At 34.3% G+C, this 22,520-nt stretch carries 21 protein-coding genes; 16 read left to right on the top strand and 5 right to left on the bottom strand.

The window, feature by feature from the left end; translation table 11 throughout:
* Position 1: 1 nt before the first annotated feature.
* On the bottom strand, positions 2 to 583 hold the full coding sequence (locus C8J95_RS06220) for a riboflavin synthase (RefSeq protein WP_107807626.1): 582 nt from the start codon (positions 581 to 583) through the stop codon (positions 2 to 4).
* A 43-nt stretch (positions 584 to 626) separates the two neighbouring features.
* Here C8J95_RS06220 and pdxA point away from each other — a divergent pair, with 43 nt between their 5' ends.
* From pdxA to C8J95_RS06185, 7 genes are all read left to right on the top strand, one after another.
* Positions 627 to 1,715, top strand: a complete 1,089-nt coding sequence (gene pdxA, locus C8J95_RS06215) for a 4-hydroxythreonine-4-phosphate dehydrogenase PdxA (protein ID WP_107807625.1) — start codon at positions 627 to 629, stop codon at positions 1,713 to 1,715.
* Between the two features lie 48 nt (positions 1,716 to 1,763).
* Positions 1,764 to 2,303, top strand: a complete 540-nt coding sequence (locus C8J95_RS06210; protein WP_107807624.1) for a DUF177 domain-containing protein — start codon at positions 1,764 to 1,766, stop codon at positions 2,301 to 2,303.
* Positions 2,304 to 2,341: 38 nt separating this feature from the next.
* Entirely contained in the window at positions 2,342 to 2,545 is a 204-nt protein-coding gene (rpmF, locus tag C8J95_RS06205; protein WP_034868008.1) for a 50S ribosomal protein L32, read from the top strand.
* Between the two features lie 104 nt (positions 2,546 to 2,649).
* Positions 2,650 to 3,126 carry an acetyl-CoA carboxylase biotin carboxyl carrier protein gene (gene accB, locus C8J95_RS06200; RefSeq protein WP_107807623.1) on the top strand — a complete coding sequence of 159 codons (477 nt, stop codon included), beginning with the start codon at positions 2,650 to 2,652 and terminating at the stop codon, positions 3,124 to 3,126.
* A 90-nt stretch (positions 3,127 to 3,216) separates the two neighbouring features.
* On the top strand, positions 3,217 to 4,575 hold the full coding sequence (accC, locus tag C8J95_RS06195) for an acetyl-CoA carboxylase biotin carboxylase subunit (protein WP_107807622.1): 1,359 nt from the start codon (positions 3,217 to 3,219) through the stop codon (positions 4,573 to 4,575).
* Between the two features lie 180 nt (positions 4,576 to 4,755).
* Positions 4,756 to 5,991 carry an ornithine--oxo-acid transaminase gene (gene rocD, locus C8J95_RS06190; protein WP_107807621.1) on the top strand — a complete coding sequence of 412 codons (1,236 nt, stop codon included), beginning with the start codon at positions 4,756 to 4,758 and terminating at the stop codon, positions 5,989 to 5,991.
* Between the two features lie 30 nt (positions 5,992 to 6,021).
* Positions 6,022 to 6,768, top strand: a complete 747-nt coding sequence (locus C8J95_RS06185) for a glycosyltransferase family 2 protein (protein WP_107807620.1) — start codon at positions 6,022 to 6,024, stop codon at positions 6,766 to 6,768.
* A gap of 28 nt (positions 6,769 to 6,796) precedes the next feature.
* On the opposite strand, the gene C8J95_RS06180 is transcribed toward C8J95_RS06185, so the two are convergent.
* Positions 6,797 to 7,669: a hypothetical protein gene (locus tag C8J95_RS06180; protein WP_107807619.1), complete on the bottom strand. Its 873-nt coding sequence runs from the start codon at positions 7,667 to 7,669 to the stop codon at positions 6,797 to 6,799.
* Positions 7,670 to 7,997: 328 nt separating this feature from the next.
* Between C8J95_RS06180 and C8J95_RS06175 the strand changes: the two genes are divergently transcribed.
* The 9 genes from C8J95_RS06175 to C8J95_RS06135 all read left to right on the top strand — a co-directional run bounded on the left by C8J95_RS06175 (position 7,998) and on the right by C8J95_RS06135 (position 17,919).
* Positions 7,998 to 8,978, top strand: a complete 981-nt coding sequence (locus C8J95_RS06175; RefSeq protein ID WP_107807618.1) for a hypothetical protein — start codon at positions 7,998 to 8,000, stop codon at positions 8,976 to 8,978.
* Between the two features lie 36 nt (positions 8,979 to 9,014).
* Positions 9,015 to 10,007, top strand: coding sequence for a hypothetical protein (locus C8J95_RS06170; RefSeq protein WP_107807617.1), 993 nt, complete (start codon positions 9,015 to 9,017; stop codon positions 10,005 to 10,007).
* Entirely contained in the window at positions 10,004 to 10,951 is a 948-nt protein-coding gene (locus tag C8J95_RS06165) for a hypothetical protein (RefSeq protein ID WP_107807616.1), read from the top strand. The genes C8J95_RS06170 and C8J95_RS06165 overlap by 4 nt, the downstream gene beginning before the upstream one ends.
* Positions 10,952 to 10,955: 4 nt before the next feature.
* Positions 10,956 to 12,167 (top strand): glycosyltransferase, encoded by a 1,212-nt coding sequence (locus C8J95_RS06160; RefSeq protein ID WP_107807615.1) that lies wholly within the window; start codon positions 10,956 to 10,958, stop codon positions 12,165 to 12,167.
* A gap of 69 nt (positions 12,168 to 12,236) precedes the next feature.
* Positions 12,237 to 13,058, top strand: coding sequence for a DUF6492 family protein (locus C8J95_RS06155; protein ID WP_107807614.1), 822 nt, complete (start codon positions 12,237 to 12,239; stop codon positions 13,056 to 13,058).
* A complete protein-coding gene (locus tag C8J95_RS06150; RefSeq protein ID WP_146165445.1) occupies positions 13,055 to 13,954 on the top strand; it encodes a glycosyltransferase family 2 protein in 900 nt (299 codons plus the stop codon). Before C8J95_RS06155 ends, C8J95_RS06150 begins: the two co-directional genes overlap by 4 nt.
* Before the next feature lie 282 nt (positions 13,955 to 14,236).
* Positions 14,237 to 15,748, top strand: a complete 1,512-nt coding sequence (gene gltX / locus C8J95_RS06145) for a glutamate--tRNA ligase (protein WP_107807612.1) — start codon at positions 14,237 to 14,239, stop codon at positions 15,746 to 15,748.
* A gap of 46 nt (positions 15,749 to 15,794) precedes the next feature.
* Complete coding sequence (locus tag C8J95_RS06140; RefSeq protein ID WP_107807611.1) at positions 15,795 to 16,751, top strand: acetyl-CoA carboxylase carboxyltransferase subunit alpha; 957 nt, start codon at positions 15,795 to 15,797, stop codon at positions 16,749 to 16,751.
* 121 nt (positions 16,752 to 16,872) lie between these two features.
* Complete coding sequence (locus C8J95_RS06135) at positions 16,873 to 17,919, top strand: hypothetical protein (protein ID WP_078771889.1); 1,047 nt, start codon at positions 16,873 to 16,875, stop codon at positions 17,917 to 17,919.
* A 31-nt stretch (positions 17,920 to 17,950) separates the two neighbouring features.
* On the opposite strand, the gene C8J95_RS06130 is transcribed toward C8J95_RS06135, so the two are convergent.
* From C8J95_RS06130 to tsf, 3 genes are all read right to left on the bottom strand, one after another.
* Positions 17,951 to 19,957: a beta-N-acetylhexosaminidase gene (locus C8J95_RS06130; RefSeq protein WP_107807610.1), complete on the bottom strand. Its 2,007-nt coding sequence runs from the start codon at positions 19,955 to 19,957 to the stop codon at positions 17,951 to 17,953.
* A 117-nt stretch (positions 19,958 to 20,074) separates the two neighbouring features.
* On the bottom strand, positions 20,075 to 21,535 hold the full coding sequence (gene guaB / locus C8J95_RS06125; RefSeq protein WP_065081046.1) for an IMP dehydrogenase: 1,461 nt from the start codon (positions 21,533 to 21,535) through the stop codon (positions 20,075 to 20,077).
* 107 nt (positions 21,536 to 21,642) lie between these two features.
* Positions 21,643 to 22,467 (bottom strand): translation elongation factor Ts, encoded by an 825-nt coding sequence (tsf, locus tag C8J95_RS06120; protein WP_059325960.1) that lies wholly within the window; start codon positions 22,465 to 22,467, stop codon positions 21,643 to 21,645.
* Positions 22,468 to 22,520: the final 53 nt, after the last annotated feature.

The following is a 22,520-nucleotide window of genomic DNA, read 5'->3' as shown; positions in this document are numbered from 1 at the left end:
ATTATTTATTCATAAGCTTAGCAACATACTTGCCAATAATATCAAATTCTAAATTCACCTTATCACCAATATTTAACTGGTGCATATTAGTATGTTCCCAGGTATAAGGTATCAACGCTACAGAGAACTGGCCTTTCTGGCTATTTACTACTGTCAGACTAATACCGTTTACAGTAATAGAACCTTTGTTAACTGTTGTGAAATCCTTTTCATCATATTTAAAAGTAAGCAGATAACTTCCGTCCTGATTTTCTATAGCATCCAAATAGCCTGTCTGATCAACATGCCCTTGTACAATATGTCCATCCAAACGACTATTCATAATCATACAACGTTCCAAATTTACCAGATTTCCAACTTTCAGTTCGTCTAAAGCCGTTACATCCAGCGTTTCCTTTATCGCTGTTACAACATACTCACTATCTTTTATAGCTACTACAGTCAGGCAGCAACCGTTATGAGCAACGCTCTGATCTATTTTCAGTTCCCCTGTAAAAGGGCTATTTATTGTAAAGTGAACATTAGCGTCTTCATGAACGATATTTTCTACTTTTCCTATCGCTTCAATTATTCCCGTAAACATTGATTTAAAAATATTAAATTTGTATCTTCAAAGATAGCAAAAAATGAGCGCTAAGCATCATAAAATACGTGTGGGAATCTCTATAGGGGATTTTAACGGCATTGGACCGGAAATCATCATTAAAACATTGAAGGAAAAATCTATACTTGATTTTTTCACTCCAGTTATATTTGGTTCCGGGAAACTATTCTCCTACCAGAAGAACGTTTTCAAAGTCAATCAGAACTACCACCTGATACAACAATTATCGCAGCTAAAGCATGGCGAAATTAATATTCTAAACCTGTGGAAAGACAATGTAAACATTGAATTTGGCAAACCCACTGAAGAATCTACCGCCTTGGCAATTCAGTCTCTGGAAGCTGCAACCGAAGCCTTAATGAAGGGAGAAATTGACGTTCTGGTTACAGCACCTATTAATAAGGACGAAATGCTAAAGCAAGGATTTAATTATACAGGGCATACTGAGTATCTGGAAGCTAAGTTCAAGCAGAAAGCATTGATGTTTATGGTAACCGAAGACTTAAAGGTTGCTGTATCTACACATCATATTCCTGTTGCAGAAGTTGCTTCTAAGATTACCAAGGAGAGAATTGTAAAGCAAGTCAGAACACTGGATCAGACATTACGCGAGGATTTCTGTATCCAGAAACCTAAAATAGCAATTTTAGGACTAAATCCACATGCAGGAGATGGTGGCAGCATAGGCCAAGAGGAAATAGAAATTATCACCCCTGCCATCAACAAATTATTTGATGAAGGAGTTTTGGCTTTTGGACCTTTCCCTGCGGACAGCTTTTTCCAACCTGAAAAGTACAAAGCCTACGATGCTGTTTTAGCAATGTATCATGACCAAGGACTTGCTCCATTCAAGACTATTTCTTATGAAGAAGGAGTAAATTATAGTGCTGGTCTTCCTTTTATAAGAACGTCTCCGGATCACGGAACAGCTTATGATATTGCAGGAAAAAATATTGCAGATGCACAATCTTTTGAAGAAGCTATTTTTTCGGGAATAAAAATTTTCCAGAACAGAAGAGAATATCAGGAATTACTTCAAAACAAGTTACAGCCGAAGAAAACCTTCGATGCCAACGGAGTAGATGAAGACTTACCTGAAGAAAATGAATAATTTACTTTGTAATCTCAATTATTTAATTTATTTTTGCAAACCATTTTTATGGAGAAAATCAGAAACTACAATATCGCATTTACAGGTTTAAAAAACGGTAAACACGAGTTTATTTTTGATGTAAAACAGGAGTTCTTTAATTTATTTGATACTGAACAAGAGTTTGACAAGGCTGATCTTGAAGTGAAAGCACAGTTAGACAAACATTCAACTTTTTTAGAATTTGAAATTAAAGTTGAAGGAACAGTTCAGTTAACCTGCGACATCAGCAATGAAGATTTTAGTCATCCAATACATAATGATATAAAAGTATTGGTGAAATTCGGAGAAGAATATGACGATAGCAATGAAGAGGTTATTGTAATCCCACAGAATGAGTATGAGTTCAATATTTCACAACTTATATTTGAAGCTGTAGTATTAGCAATACCGATGAAGAAACTTTCTCCCAACTTAACAGAAGAAGATTTAGAAACTCTGGACCAATACAGCCCGAAAGAAGTTGAAGAGGATCAGACAGAAGAAAATGAAGAAGGCGAGATTGATCCAAGATGGGCAGCACTTAATAAATTAAAGGGCAAAAATTAATTAAAACAAGAATTAAAAAATATTAAAAATATCAGACAATGGCACATCCTAAAAGAAGACAGTCTGCTACTAGAAGAGATAAAAGAAGAACTCACTACAAAGCTGTAGCTCCACAGTTAGCTAAAGACGCTACAACTGGAGAACTTCACCTTTATCACAGAGCACACTGGCATGAAGGTAAACTTTACTACAGAGGTAAAGTTGTACTTGAAAAACAAGTTGAAACTACAGAAGAAAACTAATACCCGGTTTTCTCTGAAATTTATACAAAAACCATTCGATTTCCATGAAATTGAATGGTTTTTTGTTGTTATTTCGTATATTTGACCCCTAAAAAACTATTTTTATGGATATTAAAGATATACAGAACCTGATCAGGTTTGTTGCTAAGGCCGGAGTGTCTGAAGTAAAGTATAAAACAAAGGATTTTGAAATCAATATCAAGACTCCTAGCGCTGCTGCAGAAGGTTTTACTTACATTCCTCAACAGCCCGTTTTCCAACAAACAGCTCCTCAGGCTACTGCACCTGTAACATCTGCTCCACAAGCTACAACACCAGCTGCTGATAATGACGACAGCAAATATGTAGCAGTGAAATCTCCGATGATCGGAACTTTCTACAGAAAACCATCTCCGGATAAAGATGTGTTCGTAAATGTAGGTGATACAATCTCTTCAGGAGATACAGTTTGCGTTATCGAAGCAATGAAATTATTCAACCAGATTGAATCAGAAATAAGCGGTAAAATTGTAAAAATCCTTGTTGATGATGCTTCACCAGTTGAATACGATCAACCTTTATTCTTAGTAGATCCTTCTTAAGGAATTTTAGATTACAAATTATAAATTTTAGATGCTTTTGTATTTAAAATAATTTAAAATTCAGAATTTAAAATTTAAAATTTCGAAACAATGTTCAAAAAGATATTAATTGCCAATAGAGGTGAGATTGCCATGCGTATTTTGCGTTCTGCAAAAGAAATGGGAATTAAGACCGTTGCTGTTTACAGTACAGCAGATAAGGATAGCTTACACGTGCGTTTCGCAGACGAAGCTGTATGTATAGGACCTGCACCAAGTAAAGATTCTTACTTAAAGATTCCTAATATTATTGCTGCGGCAGAAATTACTAATGCAGACGCTATTCACCCTGGTTACGGATTCCTTTCAGAGAATGCTAATTTTTCCAGAATCTGCCAGAAGAATGGTATTAAATTTATCGGAGCTACTCCGGAACAAATTGAAAAAATGGGAGATAAGGCTACAGCTAAAGCTACAATGAAAGCTGCAGGTATCCCATGTGTTCCAGGATCCGACGGACTTATCGATTCTTATGAGCATGCTGTAAAGATTGCTAAAGAAATTGGCTATCCGGTAATGATAAAAGCTACCGCTGGTGGTGGTGGTAAAGGAATGCGTGCTGTATGGAAAGAAGAAGACCTTAAAGATCACTGGGATTCTGCAATTCAGGAAGCTGTTGCTGCTTTCGGAAACGGAGGTATGTACATGGAAAAGCTTATTGAAGAGCCTCGCCATATTGAAATTCAGGTTGCAGGAGATCAAAACGGAAGAGCATGTCACCTTTCTGAAAGAGACTGTTCTATTCAGAGAAGAAACCAAAAACTGATTGAGGAAACTCCGTCTCCATTTATGACTCCGGAACTTCGTGAAGAAATGGGTAATGCAGCAGTTAAAGCAGCAGAATACATTGGATATGAAGGAGTTGGTACGATTGAATTCCTTGTAGATAAACACAGAAACTTCTACTTCATGGAAATGAATACCCGTATTCAGGTAGAACACCCTATTACGGAGCAGGTAATTGATTATGATCTTATCAGAGAGCAAATTTTATTGGCTGCCGGAACTCCTATTTCTGGTATTAATCACTACCCTAAACTTCATGCTATAGAGTGTAGAATCAATGCAGAGGATCCATATGCGGATTTCCGTCCTTCACCAGGTGTTATCAAAGGATTAAATATTCCTGGCGGACACGGTGTAAGAGTAGATACCCACGTTTATTCCGGATATTCGATTCCACCTAACTACGATTCAATGATTGCTAAGCTTATTACAACTGCACAGACACGTGAAGAAGCTATTGCAAAAATGAAAAGAGCTTTAGAGGAGTTTTATATTGAAGGAGTAAAGACTACTATTCCATTCCACAGACAACTTCTGGATAATGAAGACTTCATTGCCGGGAATTATACAACAAAGTTTATGGAGAGCTTTGTAATGGATAAAAATTATGAAAATCACTTCTAAAGTGATATATACATACAAAATAAAGAATGGCAGGAATTAGTTCCTGCCATTTTTGTTTACATCAGAATTAAATACAAAATCTACATGATTCACCAAATAATCATGCACTTTATGTTTAAAAAACCGAATTTGTGAAGGCGAAATAGAAACCGTAAATTCGTCACTCAAACTTTAAATATTATGTCAGAAATTAAAAATTCAGAATATTTCATTGAACTTGAAGAGAAACACGGAGCACACAATTATCACCCATTACCTGTTGTTTTAGACAAAGGAGAAGGTGTATTTGTATGGGATGTAGAAGGCAAAAAATACTATGATTTTCTTTCTGCATATTCTGCTGTTAACCAGGGACACTCTCATCCCAAAATTGTAGAGGCACTTGTTGATCAGGCAAGTAAATTAGCATTGACTTCGAGGGCTTTTTATAACTCGAAACTGGGAGAATATGAGCAAAAGATAACCTCTCTTTTAGGTTTTGACAAAGTTTTACCAATGAACTCCGGAGCTGAAGCAGTTGAAACTGCAGTAAAACTAGCGAGAAAATGGAGCTATGAAGTAAAAGGGATTACTGAAAATGCAGCAAAAATTATTGTATGCGAAAATAACTTCCACGGAAGAACAACAACTATTGTATCATTCTCCAATGATCCGGATGCAAATCAAAATTATGGTCCTTTCACTCCTGGTTTTATTCGTATTCCTTATAACGATATTGCTGCGCTAGAAGAAGTTCTGAGCAAAGAAGCGGGAAATATTGCTGCCTTTCTTGTGGAACCTATTCAAGGGGAAGCTGGTGTATATGTTCCAAACGAAGGATTCCTGAAGCAGTCCTCCGAACTTTGTAAAAAATACAATGTTCTTTTCATAGCAGATGAAGTACAAACGGGGATTGCCAGAACAGGTAAGCTAATAGCATGTCACCATGAAGATGTTCAGCCAGATATTCTTATTCTGGGCAAAGCTTTATCCGGAGGAATGTATCCTGTATCTGCTGTTTTAGCGAACAACAATATCATGGATGTTATCAAGCCTGGGCAGCACGGATCTACTTTTGGTGGAAACCCATTAGCCTGTGCAGTAGCGATGGCCGCTTTGGATGTTGTACAAGACGAGAAATTATCCGAAAGAGCTGAAGAATTAGGAAATCTATTCAGAAGTGAAATTGAAAAACTAATAGAAAAAACTGGTCTGATTACTAAAGTAAGAGGAAAAGGATTATTAAATGCTATTCTTATTAATGACACTCCGGATAGTTCTACAGCATGGAATTTATGTTTATCTCTTAAAGAAAACGGATTATTAGCTAAGCCAACTCATGGTAATATTATCCGCCTGGCACCACCTTTAGTAATTACTGAGGAGCAACTACTTGACTGCGTAAAAATTATTGAGAAAACGATTTTAGAATTTTAATAAGTTATATTTTATTTATAACTTCTCTGTATGGAAAAAGTCAGTGGACTAATCATTACTTACAACGAAGAACGCAATATTGCGGCTGTTTTAAAATGTTTTAATTTCTGTGATGAGATTATTGTTGTTGATTCTTTCAGCACAGACAAAACAGTGGAAATTGCTCAACAAAATCCAAAAGTTAAAGTCTATCAACAAGAATTTGTTGATTATACTAAACAACGGAACAAGGCACTTTCTTTAGCTGAAAATGACTGGATATTCTTTCTTGATGGCGATGAGCGTACAACTCCTGATCTTGAAAAAGAGATTATTGAGACGATAAACAACAAGGATTCTAAAGATGCTTATTATATTTACAGAATCTTTTTTGTAGGCCAAAAGAAAATAAATTTTTCAGGAACTCAGAATGATAAAAACTTCCGACTTTTTCGAAAATCCAAAGCTTTTTATACAGGAACAAAAAAAGTACACGAAACTCTTGAGGTACAAGGAAGTACTGGGATTTTAAAATATAAACTACTCCATTATTCTTTTGAAGATTTTGAGTCTTTTAAAAAGAAAATGATGTATTATGGATTATTAAAAGGCACTGAGCTGATAGAGAAAGGAAAAAAGTATTCTGCCTTTACCCACTGGAGCAAAGTCGCATTTAAATTTATTAAAACCTATTTTTTAAAATTAGGTATCCTCGACGGAATTGATGGATTAAAAATCAGTTATCTCCAGAGTTTATATGTTAATGAGACTTATCAGACACTTAAAAATAAAAGCTAAAGTAAATACTTTAGCTTTTTTATTGATCTTATTTTGTGATAACATAAACAGGCCTTTTATCCCTGTAAAATATATCGATAAAGCTTCGCAATTTTCTCTGTGTATTAGATTCTTTTATCCAGATAGGGTTCTGTAACAAATCCATTTCTTTAACTCTATCTATAATCTGTTCGAAAGAATATTTCTTCATGAAAGTTTCTTTCAGGAAATGATCGATTATTGTATTCCATTGTTGCTTATTGCCCCAATAATGTCCTACAGTATCATCTGCAGGCTGTAATACAGAGTACTCATTCAACCCTATAGAAAATGCCATCTGTTCGATAAGTCGCCTCGTAACATTATCCGCACATAATGCATCGTTAACATTTAGGGTAAGCTGCAAGCCTTCTAAATGCTGGTTAGAAATCCCTATCAATCCTGCATTCCACATACTCGTAGCTTCATCTATTCTGATATTATGATAGGTCTTCCCCTTCATCTGCTGCCACATCAGCTTTTCAGTTTTAGAAGAGAGCACAGATAACTTCCCTTCTTTTATATGCATGTGATTTTGTCCACTTTGCAAACTGTTGGATAGACTATCCGTTTTCTGATAAAAGAAGGTATCTCCATCTAAATAAAGAATAGATTCGTTCGGGTACTTCTTAGCAATTAGTTCCAGTGCTTTAATTTTAACCCGCCAGAAAAATTTATGCTCCCCCTCCCACTCTGTTATCGTTTCTCTGTTTATTGGTATTACCTCTATTTTATCCTCAAAAGAATTGAACAATGAAGCATCTTCTGCTATAACAATAATTTTATCTTCCGGATTTTTATAGGCAAAAGCAGTGTATATTGAGAAATACACCTGTTGATAATGATCCAGATTATTGCCAAAAACTAAGTATACTATATTCATGTTGGGATATTCATGTAGAAACTTGAAAATTGTAATAAATTTCTTTTATGAGGCCCAAATTTAGGATAAAACCATGGATATCAAAAATTATATGTCTCTGTTTTTGTATTAATTGATATTTTTTGTAGCAAGAATAACTATTATTTTTTTGATAAAAGTCATCTACAACATCAGAAAATAGTCTTATTTTCGTTTATGTAAAAAATTGAATAATTTTTGCTTAAGTTAAAATTATGAAAAAATAACGCAACCTTTTTTCATCAAAGCCATCTTATTGATAGCACTAGAATCTTCGAAAGAAGTAGGGAACAAAAAATAAAACGAATTAATGAAAATTTGCGTCATAAGCTTTGATTATTGGCATTACGACCAATATATAGTTGAAACTCTTTCCAATAAAGGTGTTGAAGCACACCATATCAATATTGGGGCGCTTACACATGCAAGTTTCAAAGACAAAGCCGTCAATGCTATTAGCAAAGTCTTTCTGAAGAAAAATCTGAAATATGAAAAGCGCCAAAATTTTATTATTCAATCACTCCAGGCTCTTGGCAAGCAGGATCAGATTTTAATACTAAATCCGGATTCAATGGATATTGCGACTCTAGAAATTGTAAAAAAATATACTGATCGGCTTATCACGTATCTCTATGATAGTGTTGGACGATTTCCTGTAGAAGACAAACTGCATTATTTTGATAAGATTTTTTCTTTTGACGATTCGGATGTAGAAAAGCACGGTTTTGAAAAACTAACAAACTATATCTATCTTTCTCATCTGCCACAAGAAGACCAGTCTCCATCTAATGATCTGTTTTACATTACTTCTTATGATAAAAAACGATTGGGACAGATAGGCGTACTAGAAAAAAAACTAGCGGAACTAAAAGTTAAATCCCAATTTATCATTGTTGGAAAAAAAGCATGGAAAAAAATATTACAAACAAAATTTTTTCCTGTTAAAAGTTCTTCTGTAACTTTTAGGACACAACGGACTGATCCAAGAAATATGATAGAATCTTACCAAAACTGCACCGCAATTCTGGAGCTTATGCGAGAAGGGCAGAATGGATTAAGTTTTCGTGTTTTTGAGGCAATTGCTTTGGAAAAGAAAATTATAACAGATAACGAAAATATAAAAAATTACGATTTTTATAATCCTGATAATATATTAGTTTTGGATAAAGATATGACTAATATAAATTCAGACTTCTTTCAGAAGCCTTATAATGCGCTTGCAAAAGAATATTACAATAAATATACTCTGAATCAATGGACGGAAAGAGTCTTTAATCTACCTTTGACATAAAATACTGATTATATTCATTACACCGAATTTTTAAATATGATTACTTATACACAACAGTCTAAGGTTATAATATTTTGTCCTCCTCAAAAAGTTACTGGTGGACCAGAAGCTTTGCATCAATTGTCTGACAAATTAATACGCTTAGGAAATAGAAATGTTTTCATGTTTTATTTACCTAAAAAGAAAAATGCTAAACCTCAAAACTATTCAGTATATAATACACAGGAAATAGATACCATAGAAGATCGCCAGGAAAACATACTGATTATCCCAGAGTCTATGACCTTCTTAGTGAAAGAATATCCAAAGTCTCAGAAAATAATCTGGTGGCTAAGTGTTGATTATTATAAGAAGCTAATGGATCTAAGAATACGTCGCCAAAATGTTTTTTCCAGATTATTCTACCAGCAAAAAAATAAAGAATACAATTTTGAACATTTACCTAATGTTTTTCAATGGGCTCAGTCATACAGGTCTTCTATTTATTTAAAAGATAATAACATCCCTGAAGCTCAAATAGACTATGTCTGTGATTATATCAATCCTATCTTCTTAAAAAATAACAAAGGAACTCATCAGAAAGATTTAAAAAACAAGACTATATTATATAATCCCCATAAGGGCAAAAAAGAAATACCTGAACTAATTAAAAGTTCTCCGGAATTAATATGGATTCCTATACAAAATATGAATGCTCATGAGATAAAAAATTTGATGGCAAAATCTTTATTGTATGTTGATTTTGGTGAAAATCCCGGCAGAGACAAAATGCTCCGTGAATCTGTATCACAAGATTGTTGCATCATTTCGGGTAAAAACGGTTCTTCAGTATATTATGAGGACCTCATGATTCCTGATGAATATAAGTTTAATTTCAATAAAGAAAACATTCCTCATATTATAGAAAAGATAAAAGAGGTCTTGGAAAAATACTCTGAACATATTCCTAAGTTTGTACCTTACAAAGAAATGGTTTTAAATGAAGAAATTTCATTTGAAAAAAAACTAAAAGAAATATTTAAAAAATGACGTCAAAGAAAATTACACTAATTTATCCTTTTGCGTATGGTTATATTGATTTCGTTGTACAAGAGTTACTATTAAAACAAGATATCGTGATTACAGATATCAAAACAGACTCCATAAAATATACTTACCCAAATATATTTGTGAAACTCTGGAATGGAATAACTAAGCTAGTTGGTAGCAACCTAAAAAAAAAATACTTTAGTCAACAAATTTTACAGCAAATTACAGAGAAACAAGATATTATTTTCGTTATTCGTCCTGACCTACTAGAAACCTCATTATTAAAAGTTTTAAAGAGAAATACACACCGTTTTATTGCCTATTATTATGACAGCTGTAAGAAATATCCCAAACAGCTTGAAATATCTGCTTTTTTTGATGAAATTTATTCTTATGAAAAAGAAGATATAGAAAAATATAATTTCCTTGAAGCATCTAATTTTATCTATGATGAAAACATAGAGACTCAACAAATACTATATGATATTTTTAACGTTTCATCATATGACTCAAGAATTGATGAGATTAACAATATATCAAAAATACTATTTGATGCAGGTTTCAAAATTCATTTTGTTTTGTTCTGGTTTGAAAAGTTAGTATATCCGTATTTACATTCAACTACAAAATATCTTTCTCTTAACGAAACAAAAAAAATCATTTCCCAGTCTAAAGCAATGATAGATATACAGCGAATAGATCAGAAAGGGCTTTCATTCAGAACTTTTGAAAGTATTGGATATAGAAAGAAGCTGATAACGACCAATGCAATGGTACAAAATTATGATTTTTACCATCCTAATAATATGTTAGTAATAAATAGTGAGAATATGGATGTTAATAAAATTAAAAGGTTTCTTGAATTACCTTATGTGGAAATCTCTCAAGACATTATAAATAAATATAATGTAAAGAACTTCACAAAGAAAATATTTAAATTATAATGTTATGGGGATTAAAAGAAAAATAAAGAATTATATTTATATAAAGAGTAACTATCCCTTATCAGAGAAAACAATCACTCCTGATGAGAATAAAAAAAACATACTTATTGTAGATAGTCAAATCCCAACATTTGATAAAGACTCGGCTTCTAACCGAATTACAGAAATTGCAAAATTTTTAGCAAAGCATTACAATGTTTACCTGATGGATTGGAGGAAATCAATTCCCAAAACTGAGTCGAAGAAATATATTAAAAACCTAAATGATCATAACGTAACAGTTTATACCCCATATATTGGGAAGTACGGTGTTATGAAAGGGAAAAAACACTTTATCAACAACTTACTTCCAAAGTTAGATTTTGTATGGTGTCACAGACCTGAGCTTTTTGAATATTATCTGGATTTTTTCAGAAAAGAAGCTCCTGAAGCTAAGATAATTTATGATATGGTTGACATTCATTATCTCAGAATGGAAAGAGGCCTGGAGATTAAATATGATGAAAAGAGAGCAAAAGAATTAATTCATTACAAACATATAGAAACTGAACTGTGTAAAAAAGCAAATAAAATTGCTGTAATCAGTACGAAAGAGAAAGAGTTTATGACTGCTTTTGTAGATGAATCAAAATTATTTACAGTAAGTAACGTTCATAATTTAAAAGTGAAACCAGAGGAAATGCCATCTTTCGAAAAACGGAAAGGAATATTCTTTATTGGGACGTTCTTACATGATCCTAATGTAGATGCTGTAGAAATGTTATATCATAAGATCATGCCTTTAGTCTGGAAAGTTTTACCTGATTTGAAAATAACCATTATCGGTTCAGAAGCCCCTCTGTCTATTTCCAAAATGAATTCTGAAAATTTCGAAGTTGTTGGTTATGTCGAAAATATTACTCCCTATTATGAAAAGTGCTTTGCCTCAGTATCTCCTCTACGGTTTGGTGCAGGGGTAAAAGGAAAGATCGGACAGGCTTTAGAGTATACTCTTCCTGTATTAACTACTAATATCGGAGCAGAAGGTATGTTTTTAGAAAACGGAATAACCGCTTTAATCTCAGGAAATGAAGATTATCAAAAATTTGCTGATAATATTATTGAAATATGTACGAATGAATCAACATGGAATACTCTGCACAATAATTCGGAAAAAGCAATCTATCCATTTTCTATAGAAGCTCAGAAAGAAGAAATCTTTCAGTTATTACAATAATAAAATTATAATTCGCTTAGATTATTTAACCTTTACAATAAATTTAAGAGCATTATAAAAACTTTAAAAATGCATAAATTAATATTATTTATCAAAAGTTTTCGCCGGGATTTTGATCCGGTAAAAAAACTAATCGCATCTATTGAACTATATAACAAGGATCATTTACCCGTTTATCTTTCCGTAAATGATTCTGACTTTGATTATTTTGCAGATAATCTCAATCACAAGAACATCAACCTTATCAAAGACAGCGATATTTTTGAATACCCAGATAATGATGGTTGGAGATATCAACAGATTATAAAATCCAATGTATATCGTCTGGGGATTTGTGAAAACTATCTTTGTATTGACTCTGATTCAGAATTTATTCGTGATTTCTATTATTCGGATTTCATGTATAATGATAATACTCCTTATACTATTATGCATGAGTCAAAAGGCTTTCTTGAAACGATGGAGAATATAGGACTGGATTCAGAAAAAATATTTTTTAAAGAAGCACTCCGTTTCACACGTCCTCTATTTGGGAACATAGGAAAAGAATGGGATTATGGCCCTTCACCCTATCTATGGAATTGTAATGTCTGGAAACATTTCAATGAGGTATTTCTAGGTGAGCAAAATCTTAATTTTATAGATTTTTTTAATAAGATAGATGAAAATACCCCTCCATCAGAATGTGTTATTTATGGAGAATATTTATTTAAAACTAAACTAATTGAAATATTACCTATAGAAGGTTTTTTTAAGGTTTATCACCACAAAGAGCAATATTTATTGGAAAAGAAGTTTCATAATATTGAAAAATTAAAAAAAAATTATTTGGGTATTATCTTTCAAAGTAATTGGCAACAAAAAAAGAAAAAATTTCTATTCTTCAAATGAAAATATCAATAGTTACTGCATACTACAACCGAAAGAAATTATTTGAAAATACACTTTCAAGTATTTCCCGTCAATTAAATATCACTTCTTCTGATCTGGAAGTTATTGCGGTAGATGACGGAAGTGATGAAAATGAAAGACTGGAAGATTTAACGGAAAAATATTCATTCTTAAAGGTTATCAGATTAGAAAAGGAAGATAAGTGGTATTTTAATTCCTGCATTCCATTTAACATTGGCTTTAAAGAAGCAAAAGGAGATATTATAATATTACAGAATCCAGAGTGTCTTCATTATGGCAACATTATAAATTTTGTGCAGAATCATCTTCATGATAATAATTATTTAAGTTTCGCATGCTTCTCTCTTGGAATTGAGAGTACTCATAATCTGGATACACTACTTCAACATCCAGAAAAAATTCAAAAATTAATGGATGACAATAATATAGGATATATTGGAGATGGACTGGATTGTTGGTATAATCATTCTATTACAAATCCTAAAGGTTATCATTTCTGTTCGGCTATTACAAGGAAAAACCTATATGACTTAGGTGGTTTCGACGAAAGATTTGCAAGAGGTATCGCTTTTGATGATAATGAACTTTTACATAGAATCCGTTTAAAAGGATTAGAAGTAAAAATCATCGACAGCTCTATTGTGCTTCACCAAAATCATTATTCAAAAATATCTTATACTACTGATAGAAATTTATTGGATGACAAAACTTATCAAAAAAGGTTGAAGTTAGCTGAAAGAAACAGGGTTTTATATGAATTGGTAACAAAATCCGAGAAACCATGGAGAGCTAATTACTTTCATGAAAATGAAGAGCATAAAATAAAACAAAATTTCATAGATAAATTAAAATATAAGATCAAAAAAAGACTTTAAGTTTGGTTAGGATTTTATGCATTTATGATCTACAAATTGTTTAAATAAAAAGATAAAGTTAGAGATCAACTTTATCTTTTTTCCTTTCTTAAGAATATTCGAATGCTACCTCATTCGCCTTCTATCCATTCAGCATCATGATTCTTCTCTATAAAAAATCTTATTAGATAAACGCACCATTTTCCATTATCGTGTATAAACCTGGATTTGTGTAAATCAAATCTTATAATCAAAAGCTGATAACCGTATAATTTTAAGTAAATTTGCACCAAATTTTTTTACATGGAAAAAGTACGGGTACGTTTTGCTCCCAGCCCAACCGGGCCTTTACATTTGGGAGGTGTACGTACAGCATTATATGACTATCTGTTTGCAAAACACAATGATGGTGATTTCATCCTGAGAATTGAAGATACTGACACTCAGCGCTATGTTCCGGGTTCTGAGGAATACATTATGGAAGCGCTGGAATGGATTGGCATGGTACCAGATGAAAGTCCAAAACACGGCGGTCCTTATGCTCCGTATCGTCAATCCGAACGTAGAGATATCTATGACAGGTATACTGAACAAATTCTTAAGACAGATTATGCATATCTGGCTTTCGATACACCTGAAGAACTGGATCAGATTCGTGCAGAATTCGAAGCTAAGGGTGATGTTTTTGCATATAACTACGAAACCCGTAACAGACTAAGAAATAGTATTTCTCTTCCTGAAGAAGAAGTAAAAAAACTTCTGGAAGAAAAAACGCCATATGTAATCCGTTTCAAAATGCCATTGGACAGAATCATTAATCTTAATGACATCATCCGTGGAAAATTCAGTGTAAATACTAATACACTGGATGATAAAGTTCTGGTAAAAAATGACGGAATGCCAACCTACCATTTTGCTAACATTATCGATGATCATGAAATGAAAATTACGCATGTTATTCGTGGTGAAGAATGGCTGCCATCAATGGCACTTCATGTATTGTTATATGAAGCAATGGGTTGGGATGCTCCAGAATTCGCTCACCTTTCACTTATCCTGAAACCTGAAGGAAAAGGTAAACTAAGCAAAAGAGATGGTGACAAGTTTGGTTTCCCTGTATTTCCGCTTAATTTTACCGATCCTGCTACAGGAAACACTTCTGCTGGTTACCGTGAAGAAGGTTATTTACCGGAAGCTTTCATCAATATGGTTGCCATGTTAGGATGGTCACCAGCTGACAATAAAGAGATTGTGAGTATGGATGAAATGATTAAAGAATTTGACCTTAATAAAGTTCATAAAGCCGGAGCAAGATTCAGTGCTGAAAAAGCAAAATGGTTCAATCAGCAGTACTTGCAACTGATGTCTAATGAAGTAATCCTTCCTGACTTTAAAAAAGTGCTGGTAGAAAATAATATTGAAGTTTCTGATGAGAAAGCTTTAAAAATCATTGGTCTGATGAAAGAAAGAGCAACCTTTGTTAAAGATATCTATAATGATGGTAAATTCTTTTTCCATGCACCAGAATCTTTTGATGAAAAGGCTTCGAAAAAAGCATGGTCTCCGGAAACAGCTGCATTAATGCAAGAATTAACTGAGGTTATTTCATCTATAGATTTTAAACCTGAAGTTATTAAAGAAAGTATCCATCACTTAGCAGAAACCAAAGGATTTGGTATGGGAAAAGTAATGATGCCTTTACGTCTTTCTTTAGTTGGAGAGCTTAAGGGACCAGACGTACCAGATCTTATGGAAATGATCGGAAAAGAAGAGAGTATTTCCAGAATTACTAAAGCTATTGAAACTTTAAAATAGGGATTCCATAAAAAATCCTTAAATTTGAGACCTTGAATTCATACGAATGGAATATTTAGAATTTGAAAAGCCGATTGAAGAGCTTATGGAGCAATATGACAAATGCTCTTTAGTAGGTGAAGAAAGTGGTATCGATGTAAAATTGGCTTGTAGCCAGTTAGAAGATAAAATTATTGCTGAAAAGAAGAATATCTACGGCAAGCTTACACCATGGCAGAAAGTTCAGCTTTCCCGCCATCCAAACAGACCTTATGCTTTAGACTTCATTAACGGAGTTGCAGACAAAGGCAGTTTCTTAGAACTTCATGGAGATCGTAATTTTGCTGACGATCCTGCAATGGTAGGTGGAATTATTACAATTGAAGGACAAAGTGTAATGGTTATCGGAACCCAGAAAGGGAGAACAACAAAAGAAAGACAACATCGTCGTTTTGGTATGTCGAACCCAGAAGGATACCGCAAAGCACTTCGTTTGATGAAGCTTGCAGAGAAATTTAACATCCCTATTGTTACTCTTATTGATACTCCGGGAGCATATCCTGGTCTTGAAGCTGAAGAGCGTGGACAAGGAGAAGCTATTGCAAGAAACATTTATGAAATGTGCCGTATGACGGTTCCTATTATCACGATTGTAATTGGTGAAGGAGCTAGTGGAGGTGCATTAGGTATTGGTGTAGGAAACAAAGTTTACATGATGGAGAATAGCTGGTATTCTGTAATTTCGCCTGAAAACTGTTCTACCATTTTATGGAGAAGCTGGGAGTACAAAGAGGTTGCTGCTGAAGCAATGAAACTGACTGCTCCTGATATGCTAAAAGAGAAATTAATCGATGGTATCATCGAAGAACCTCTTGGTGGTGCTCACTACGAGCCGGAAGTTGCTTTTCAGAATGTAAAAAGTACAATCCTAAGCAATATTAAATCTTTAAAGAAATTTAATGGAAAAGAATTAATGGAGCAAAGACAGGAGAAATTTATCAATATGGGTAAATTCAAAGGATAAATCTAAATTCCTTAAAACATATAAAGCCACTCAAAAGAGTGGCTTTTCTTATTGATAAAATAACAATTCTTGGATAAGGCATTCAAATATTTTTTATATTTAGATTAAAGTATAGAATGTAATGAAAGATGTAAGGATTGCTTTTAGAAAACCCATATTCCCTGTTTCCGAGGCTTTACAGCAATATCTGGAGAAACACAACAGAACTACCAAAATTCAGTTTCTGTATGAAGATCTTTTACGGTTTAGTGACAGTATAAGTATTCTGGATAAAGAAGGCAAAGATACTTTATGGCTAGGTGTATTCTATCCTGAACATGAATTTCAGGAAATAGAAGCCAATCTAAATAAAATATATACCCTACTCCATTCGGACGGAGACGAGGCTACCTTACCTTATCTAAAAGTAGACACAATAGACTTCTGCACTTTTGGCAATTCCAAACCTTTCCGAATCCGGGTAAGAAATATTCTGAATGATAATTATACCAACTTTTATATTAAACAGGCAGACGCCTCGCGGATATATGGATTAGAACTGGAGGATTTACTTTCTCCAAACAGAATCAATTTTCTTATTCATAAAAACACACTGATTGAAGAGCATATTCTGGGAATACCGGGAGATGTATTCATTAAGAAGCATCTATCTAATTGTACAGAACTGGAAAAAGCTCAGATATCCAAGGAATTTGTGAAATTCAATGAACGCTGCCTTATCGGCCTTTTAGGAGATATGCGCTCTTACAATTATGTGATTATTCCGGTACACGATTTCGATCAGGTAATATACAGAATCCGTCCTATAGACTTTGATCAGCAAACTTATGAAGGAAATATCAAGGTATACCTTCCTCAGTATTTCAAAGAAAACAGTGTGATGGTAAATATGGTATTGGAAAAACTGAAGCCTAATTCTATAGAACAATACCGGAAAGAAGTTCGCTCACAGATTGTAAAAAGAGTTACCAGTAGCCAAAACAGGTTTGATGAACTGATTTCGATAATGAAAAAAGAAGATCTTGCACCAGAGGCTAATGTTAAAGAGTTAAAAACAGCATTACAAAAGCTGACTTACGATGTAAATTTCAAATATTGTAAAACAATGGGTGATATTATTGAAACCGGAATAAAGTTTGTTCTCCGAAATTATAAGAAATCATATTAGAAAAAGCCTGAGATGTTCTCAGGCTTTTATATTAATTAGGTTCAACAGCTGTAAATGGTTTATAAGGACTAAGACTAAATGTAAAGTTTCCATTAGAATCTGTACCTCCTACTCCACGGACTTTTGCCTTTAAGCTATATTTTGCTTTTGGGTTATACCGATCTACTTTTAGATTATAATAGAATGGCTTTATTTTATTCGTCCCTCTAAAGGTATCTGCTAATGCATGATGCAGATCTTCGGATATTACTTTACCATCTTCCAGCAGCTGCACTCCATCAATTTCTAAAAAGTTTTTACCGGAGGTATAGAAAAAACCGGTAACAATTCTTCCATTTGCATATATTTTAGAAGTAACATCAAATGACAGGTCGGTAAATTCCTCTTTAATATCGTTTTTAACCCATTTTCCTGCTATATATCCTCCCGGTTTATAATAATCGACCTTCAACTCATCTAATCTTTTTTCACCCGTTAAAAGACGCCTTTTAAAATCTTCAAAATTTTTATTGGCAGGTAATGTCCATCCTATTTCTGCAATGGCTAATAAACGAGGAAAAACATGCACATTCATATCTTTAGCCTCCTGTGTCAATGCCGACCATAGATTCCCTTGTACTCCTAATACAAATTTTTCTTCTTCCTTGGTTAAGCCAGCAGACGGATCATAAGCATAAATTCTGTCTATTGAATTAATATTGCTATATGCCAAGTCACTAGGAGTTCCGTCATTTCTGTCAGCCTGTGTAATATCTAAATAAATATGTGAAGCGGGTGTTGCTACAGCTTTAAAGCCATGGCTCGCTGCTTCTTTTATCGCTTCCTCTCCCAACCAACTCATAATAGCAGTTTCCTTCGGCAGCCCTTTGTCATCTGCCAGTACATCGTTCCAACCAATAGGCTTTTTGCCCAGTTTTTTGATAATACCAGAAACACGCTGAACAAAATAGCTCTGTAATTGTTTTACATTACCAATCTGGTGCGCTTTCATAAACTCTTGTACATGTGGTGCTTTCTCCCAAAGTACATGTCTGACTTCATCTCCGCCAAAATGAATATACTCACCCGGAAATAATACTGCTATTTCTGTAAAAACATTCTGCAAGAAGGTATATACTTCCTCTTTAGAAGGATCTAAAGTATTTGGAGTGAACTGATTCCCCCAATATCCCCATGAGGATACAAAAGGAAATACAAAATATGGGTAACTATTTTCATTAACACCTAACTGTGGATAAGCTAATATTGTAGGCCATGAGTGCCCCGGAACATCAATCTCCGGAACAATTGTTATTTTTCGCTCCTTGGCATAAGCTACAACTTCTTTTATCTGCTCTTGGGTATAAAATCCACTTCTTTCTGCCGGCTGATTTTCTGTCCTGTGAAATACTGTTGCCTGCTCGGAAGTTAGTTTAGGATACTTTTTAATTTCAATACGCCATCCCTGATCATCCGTTAGATGCCAGTGAAAAGTATTCATCTTATAAAGCGCCATCAGATCTAAATACTTTTTTACAACATCCACACTGTAGAAGGTACGGCTAACGTCCTTCATATACCCCCGCCAGCCATATCTTGGATAATCAGTAATTGTCAAAGCCGGAATTGTCCAATTCTGATTTTCTTTTTTGACCAAGCTTTCTACAGAGACAGGTAACAACTGTCTAAGCGTCTGTGTCGCATAAAAAAGACCATTCCTGTTTTTAGCTTTTACTACAATATTTTTATCAGATACATCCAGTGTATAGCCATCCTGACTTGGCAATCCCAATTTTACATCCAATTGGAAAATTATTGTATTTTCTTTTCCGTTTTTTACAGACAGAGCATATCCGGAAGCTTTTCGCAGCTGATTTAGAAATAACTGAACATCTTTTTCGGAGGTTCCTTTCAACTGTATTCCTGTATTTTGATCAATTACAAAATTTCCGGTCTTTTGGTGCAGCTGCTGGGGTTTAGGAATTACAGAAATTTCCTGACTATAAAAAGTACATACTGTACCTACCAACAGACAGAGCTGAATGAAAACATTTCTCATTATAAATTAAGGAATTATGATTATTAGTTATCGTAAAGATATTCATATTTCCGGAATAATATTCAAACAAAAAAGCCAGCTGCATAGCTGGCTTTTATTTATTGTATCAAATATAATTTACAATGAGTAATTAGGAGCTTCCTGCGTAATGATTACATCATGCGGGTGAGATTCTTTAAGCCCAGATCCTGTGATACGAACCATTTTAGAATCTTTCTGAAGAGATTCGATATCTTTAGCCCCACAGTATCCCATTCCGGCTCTTAATCCTCCGCTAAGCTGGAAAATAACTTCTTCTAACTTACCTTTGAAAGGAACTCTTCCTTCGATACCTTCCGGTACAAATTTCTTTGCCTCACTTTGGAAATATCTTTCTTTACCACCACGCTTCATTGCTGCTAAAGATCCCATTCCCTGATAAGACTTGAATTTTCTTCCCTGGAAAATAATTTCATCCCCCGGAGCTTCTTCTGTTCCTGCTAAAAGAGATCCAAGCATTACTGCTCCGGCTCCACTTGCAATAGCTTTTACGATATCTCCGGAAAGCTTAATACCTCCGTCTGCAATAACAGCTACATTTTGTGTCCTTGCATATTCGTAAACGTTATAGATAGCAGATAATTGTGGTACACCTACACCTGCAACAACTCTTGTTGTACAGATAGAGCCTGGACCAACACCTACTTTCAGAACATTTGCACCAGCTTCAATAAGCGCTTTTGCTGCTTCAGCAGTTACAATATTCCCACCAACAATATCCAGATCCGGATATGCTGCACGGATTTCTCTTATCTTTTCCAGAACACCTTCTGAATGACCGTGTGCAGAGTCCACTGCAATAATATCCACACCAGCTACAACTAGAGCTTTCACTCTGTCCATTGTATCTGCTCCAACTCCAACTCCAGCACCTACAATAAGTCTTCCGTTTCCGTCTTTATTAGCATTAGGATACTCCAGTTGATTGTCAATATCTTTAATAGTGATTAATCCTACCAATTTGTTTTCAGCATCTACTATTGGAAGTTTTTCTACTCTGCTCTTCAACAAAATTTCTTTTGCTTCTTCCAGAGTTGTTGACTTGTGAGAAACGATAAGGTTATCCTTTGTCATAATCTCTTCAACCTTAAGATCCAGATCTTCCTGGTACTTCACATCTCTGTTAGTAATAATACCTACCAGTTTGTTATCATTATCTACTACAGGAAGTCCTGAAATTTTATAATGAGCCATCATCCCTTTAGCCTCTCCAAGAGTATGTTCTTTGGATAATGTAACAGGATCGGAGATCATACCGTTCTCGGATCTTTTTACACTGTTAACCTGATTAGCTTGCTCCTCGATAGGCATATTCTTATGAATAAATCCTAATCCGCCTACTCTCGCTAATGCAATAGCAAGTGAAGCTTCCGTTACCGTATCCATAGCTGCAGAAACGATAGGAACTTTCAGGGTGATTTTATCGGAAAGTCTTGATTTTAGAGAAACCTGATTTGGTAATACTTCAGAATATGAAGGTACTAGAAGAACGTCATCAAAGGTGATTGCCGTCTCTATTATTTTGTCGTGTATAGGCATAGCACTTTCTTTGCAAAATTACGAAATTATTATGGAATGAGAAACATTAATTCTGATTAACAAAAAACCCCGGGAACTTCCCGAGGTTTCTTTTTATTTCAGTTTGATTAAGCTAAGCTTACTCTTACGAATCCTACTACTTTTAGGTCAGCGCTAACTGATTTTACATAGTCAGCTACTGATTGGCTTCCGTCTTTGATGAACGCCTGGTGAACTAAAGTATTTTCTTTGTAGAACTTCTGCATTTTACCTTTAAGGATGTTATCGATAATGTTTGCAGGCTTACCTTCTTTAGTTAAGATATCTCTTTCGATTTCTAATTCTTTATCGATAGTTTCTTGAGAAACCTGAGTTTCATCAAGAGCGATTGGGTTCATTGCAGCAATCTGCATAGAAACAGCTTTTGCAGCTTCAACACCACCTTCTACATTAGCAGAAAGAGAAGTAATAGCAGCAATTTTGTTACCTGCGTGGATGTAAGCACCTAAGAAAGGTCCTTCAATTCTTTCGAAGCTACCGATCTCGATTTTCTCACCGATAACACCTGTCTGCTCGATTAATTTCTCAGCAACAGTAATTCCGTGGAAATCTGTAGCTAATAACTCTTCTTTAGTCGCAGCAGTAATTGCCATTTCAGCTAATTCATAAGCTAACTCGATGAAAGCTTCGTTTTTAGCAACGAAGTCAGTCTCACAGTTAAGGCTAATGATAGCACCTAAAGTGTTATCTTCATTAACTCTTGCGATAACAGCACCTTCAGTACTTTCTCTGTCAGCTCTGTTAGCTGCTACTTTCTGACCTTTTTTTCTAAGGATTTCGATAGCTTTTTCAAAATCGCCTTCAGCTTCCACTAAAGCTTTTTTGCTATCCATCATACCTGCACCTGTGTGGTTTCTTAGTTTAGCTACGTCTGCTGCTACTGGTGTATACATAGTTTGAAATATTTTAATTAAATAATGCTTGAAATTTTAGCAGTGCAAAGATA

It is taken from the genome of Elizabethkingia sp. YR214 (assembly GCF_003058195.1).
Lineage (GTDB): Bacteria > Bacteroidota > Bacteroidia > Flavobacteriales > Weeksellaceae > Elizabethkingia.
Note: the sequence above shows the minus strand (reverse complement) of the source record. Positions and strands in the feature narration are given on the sequence as shown.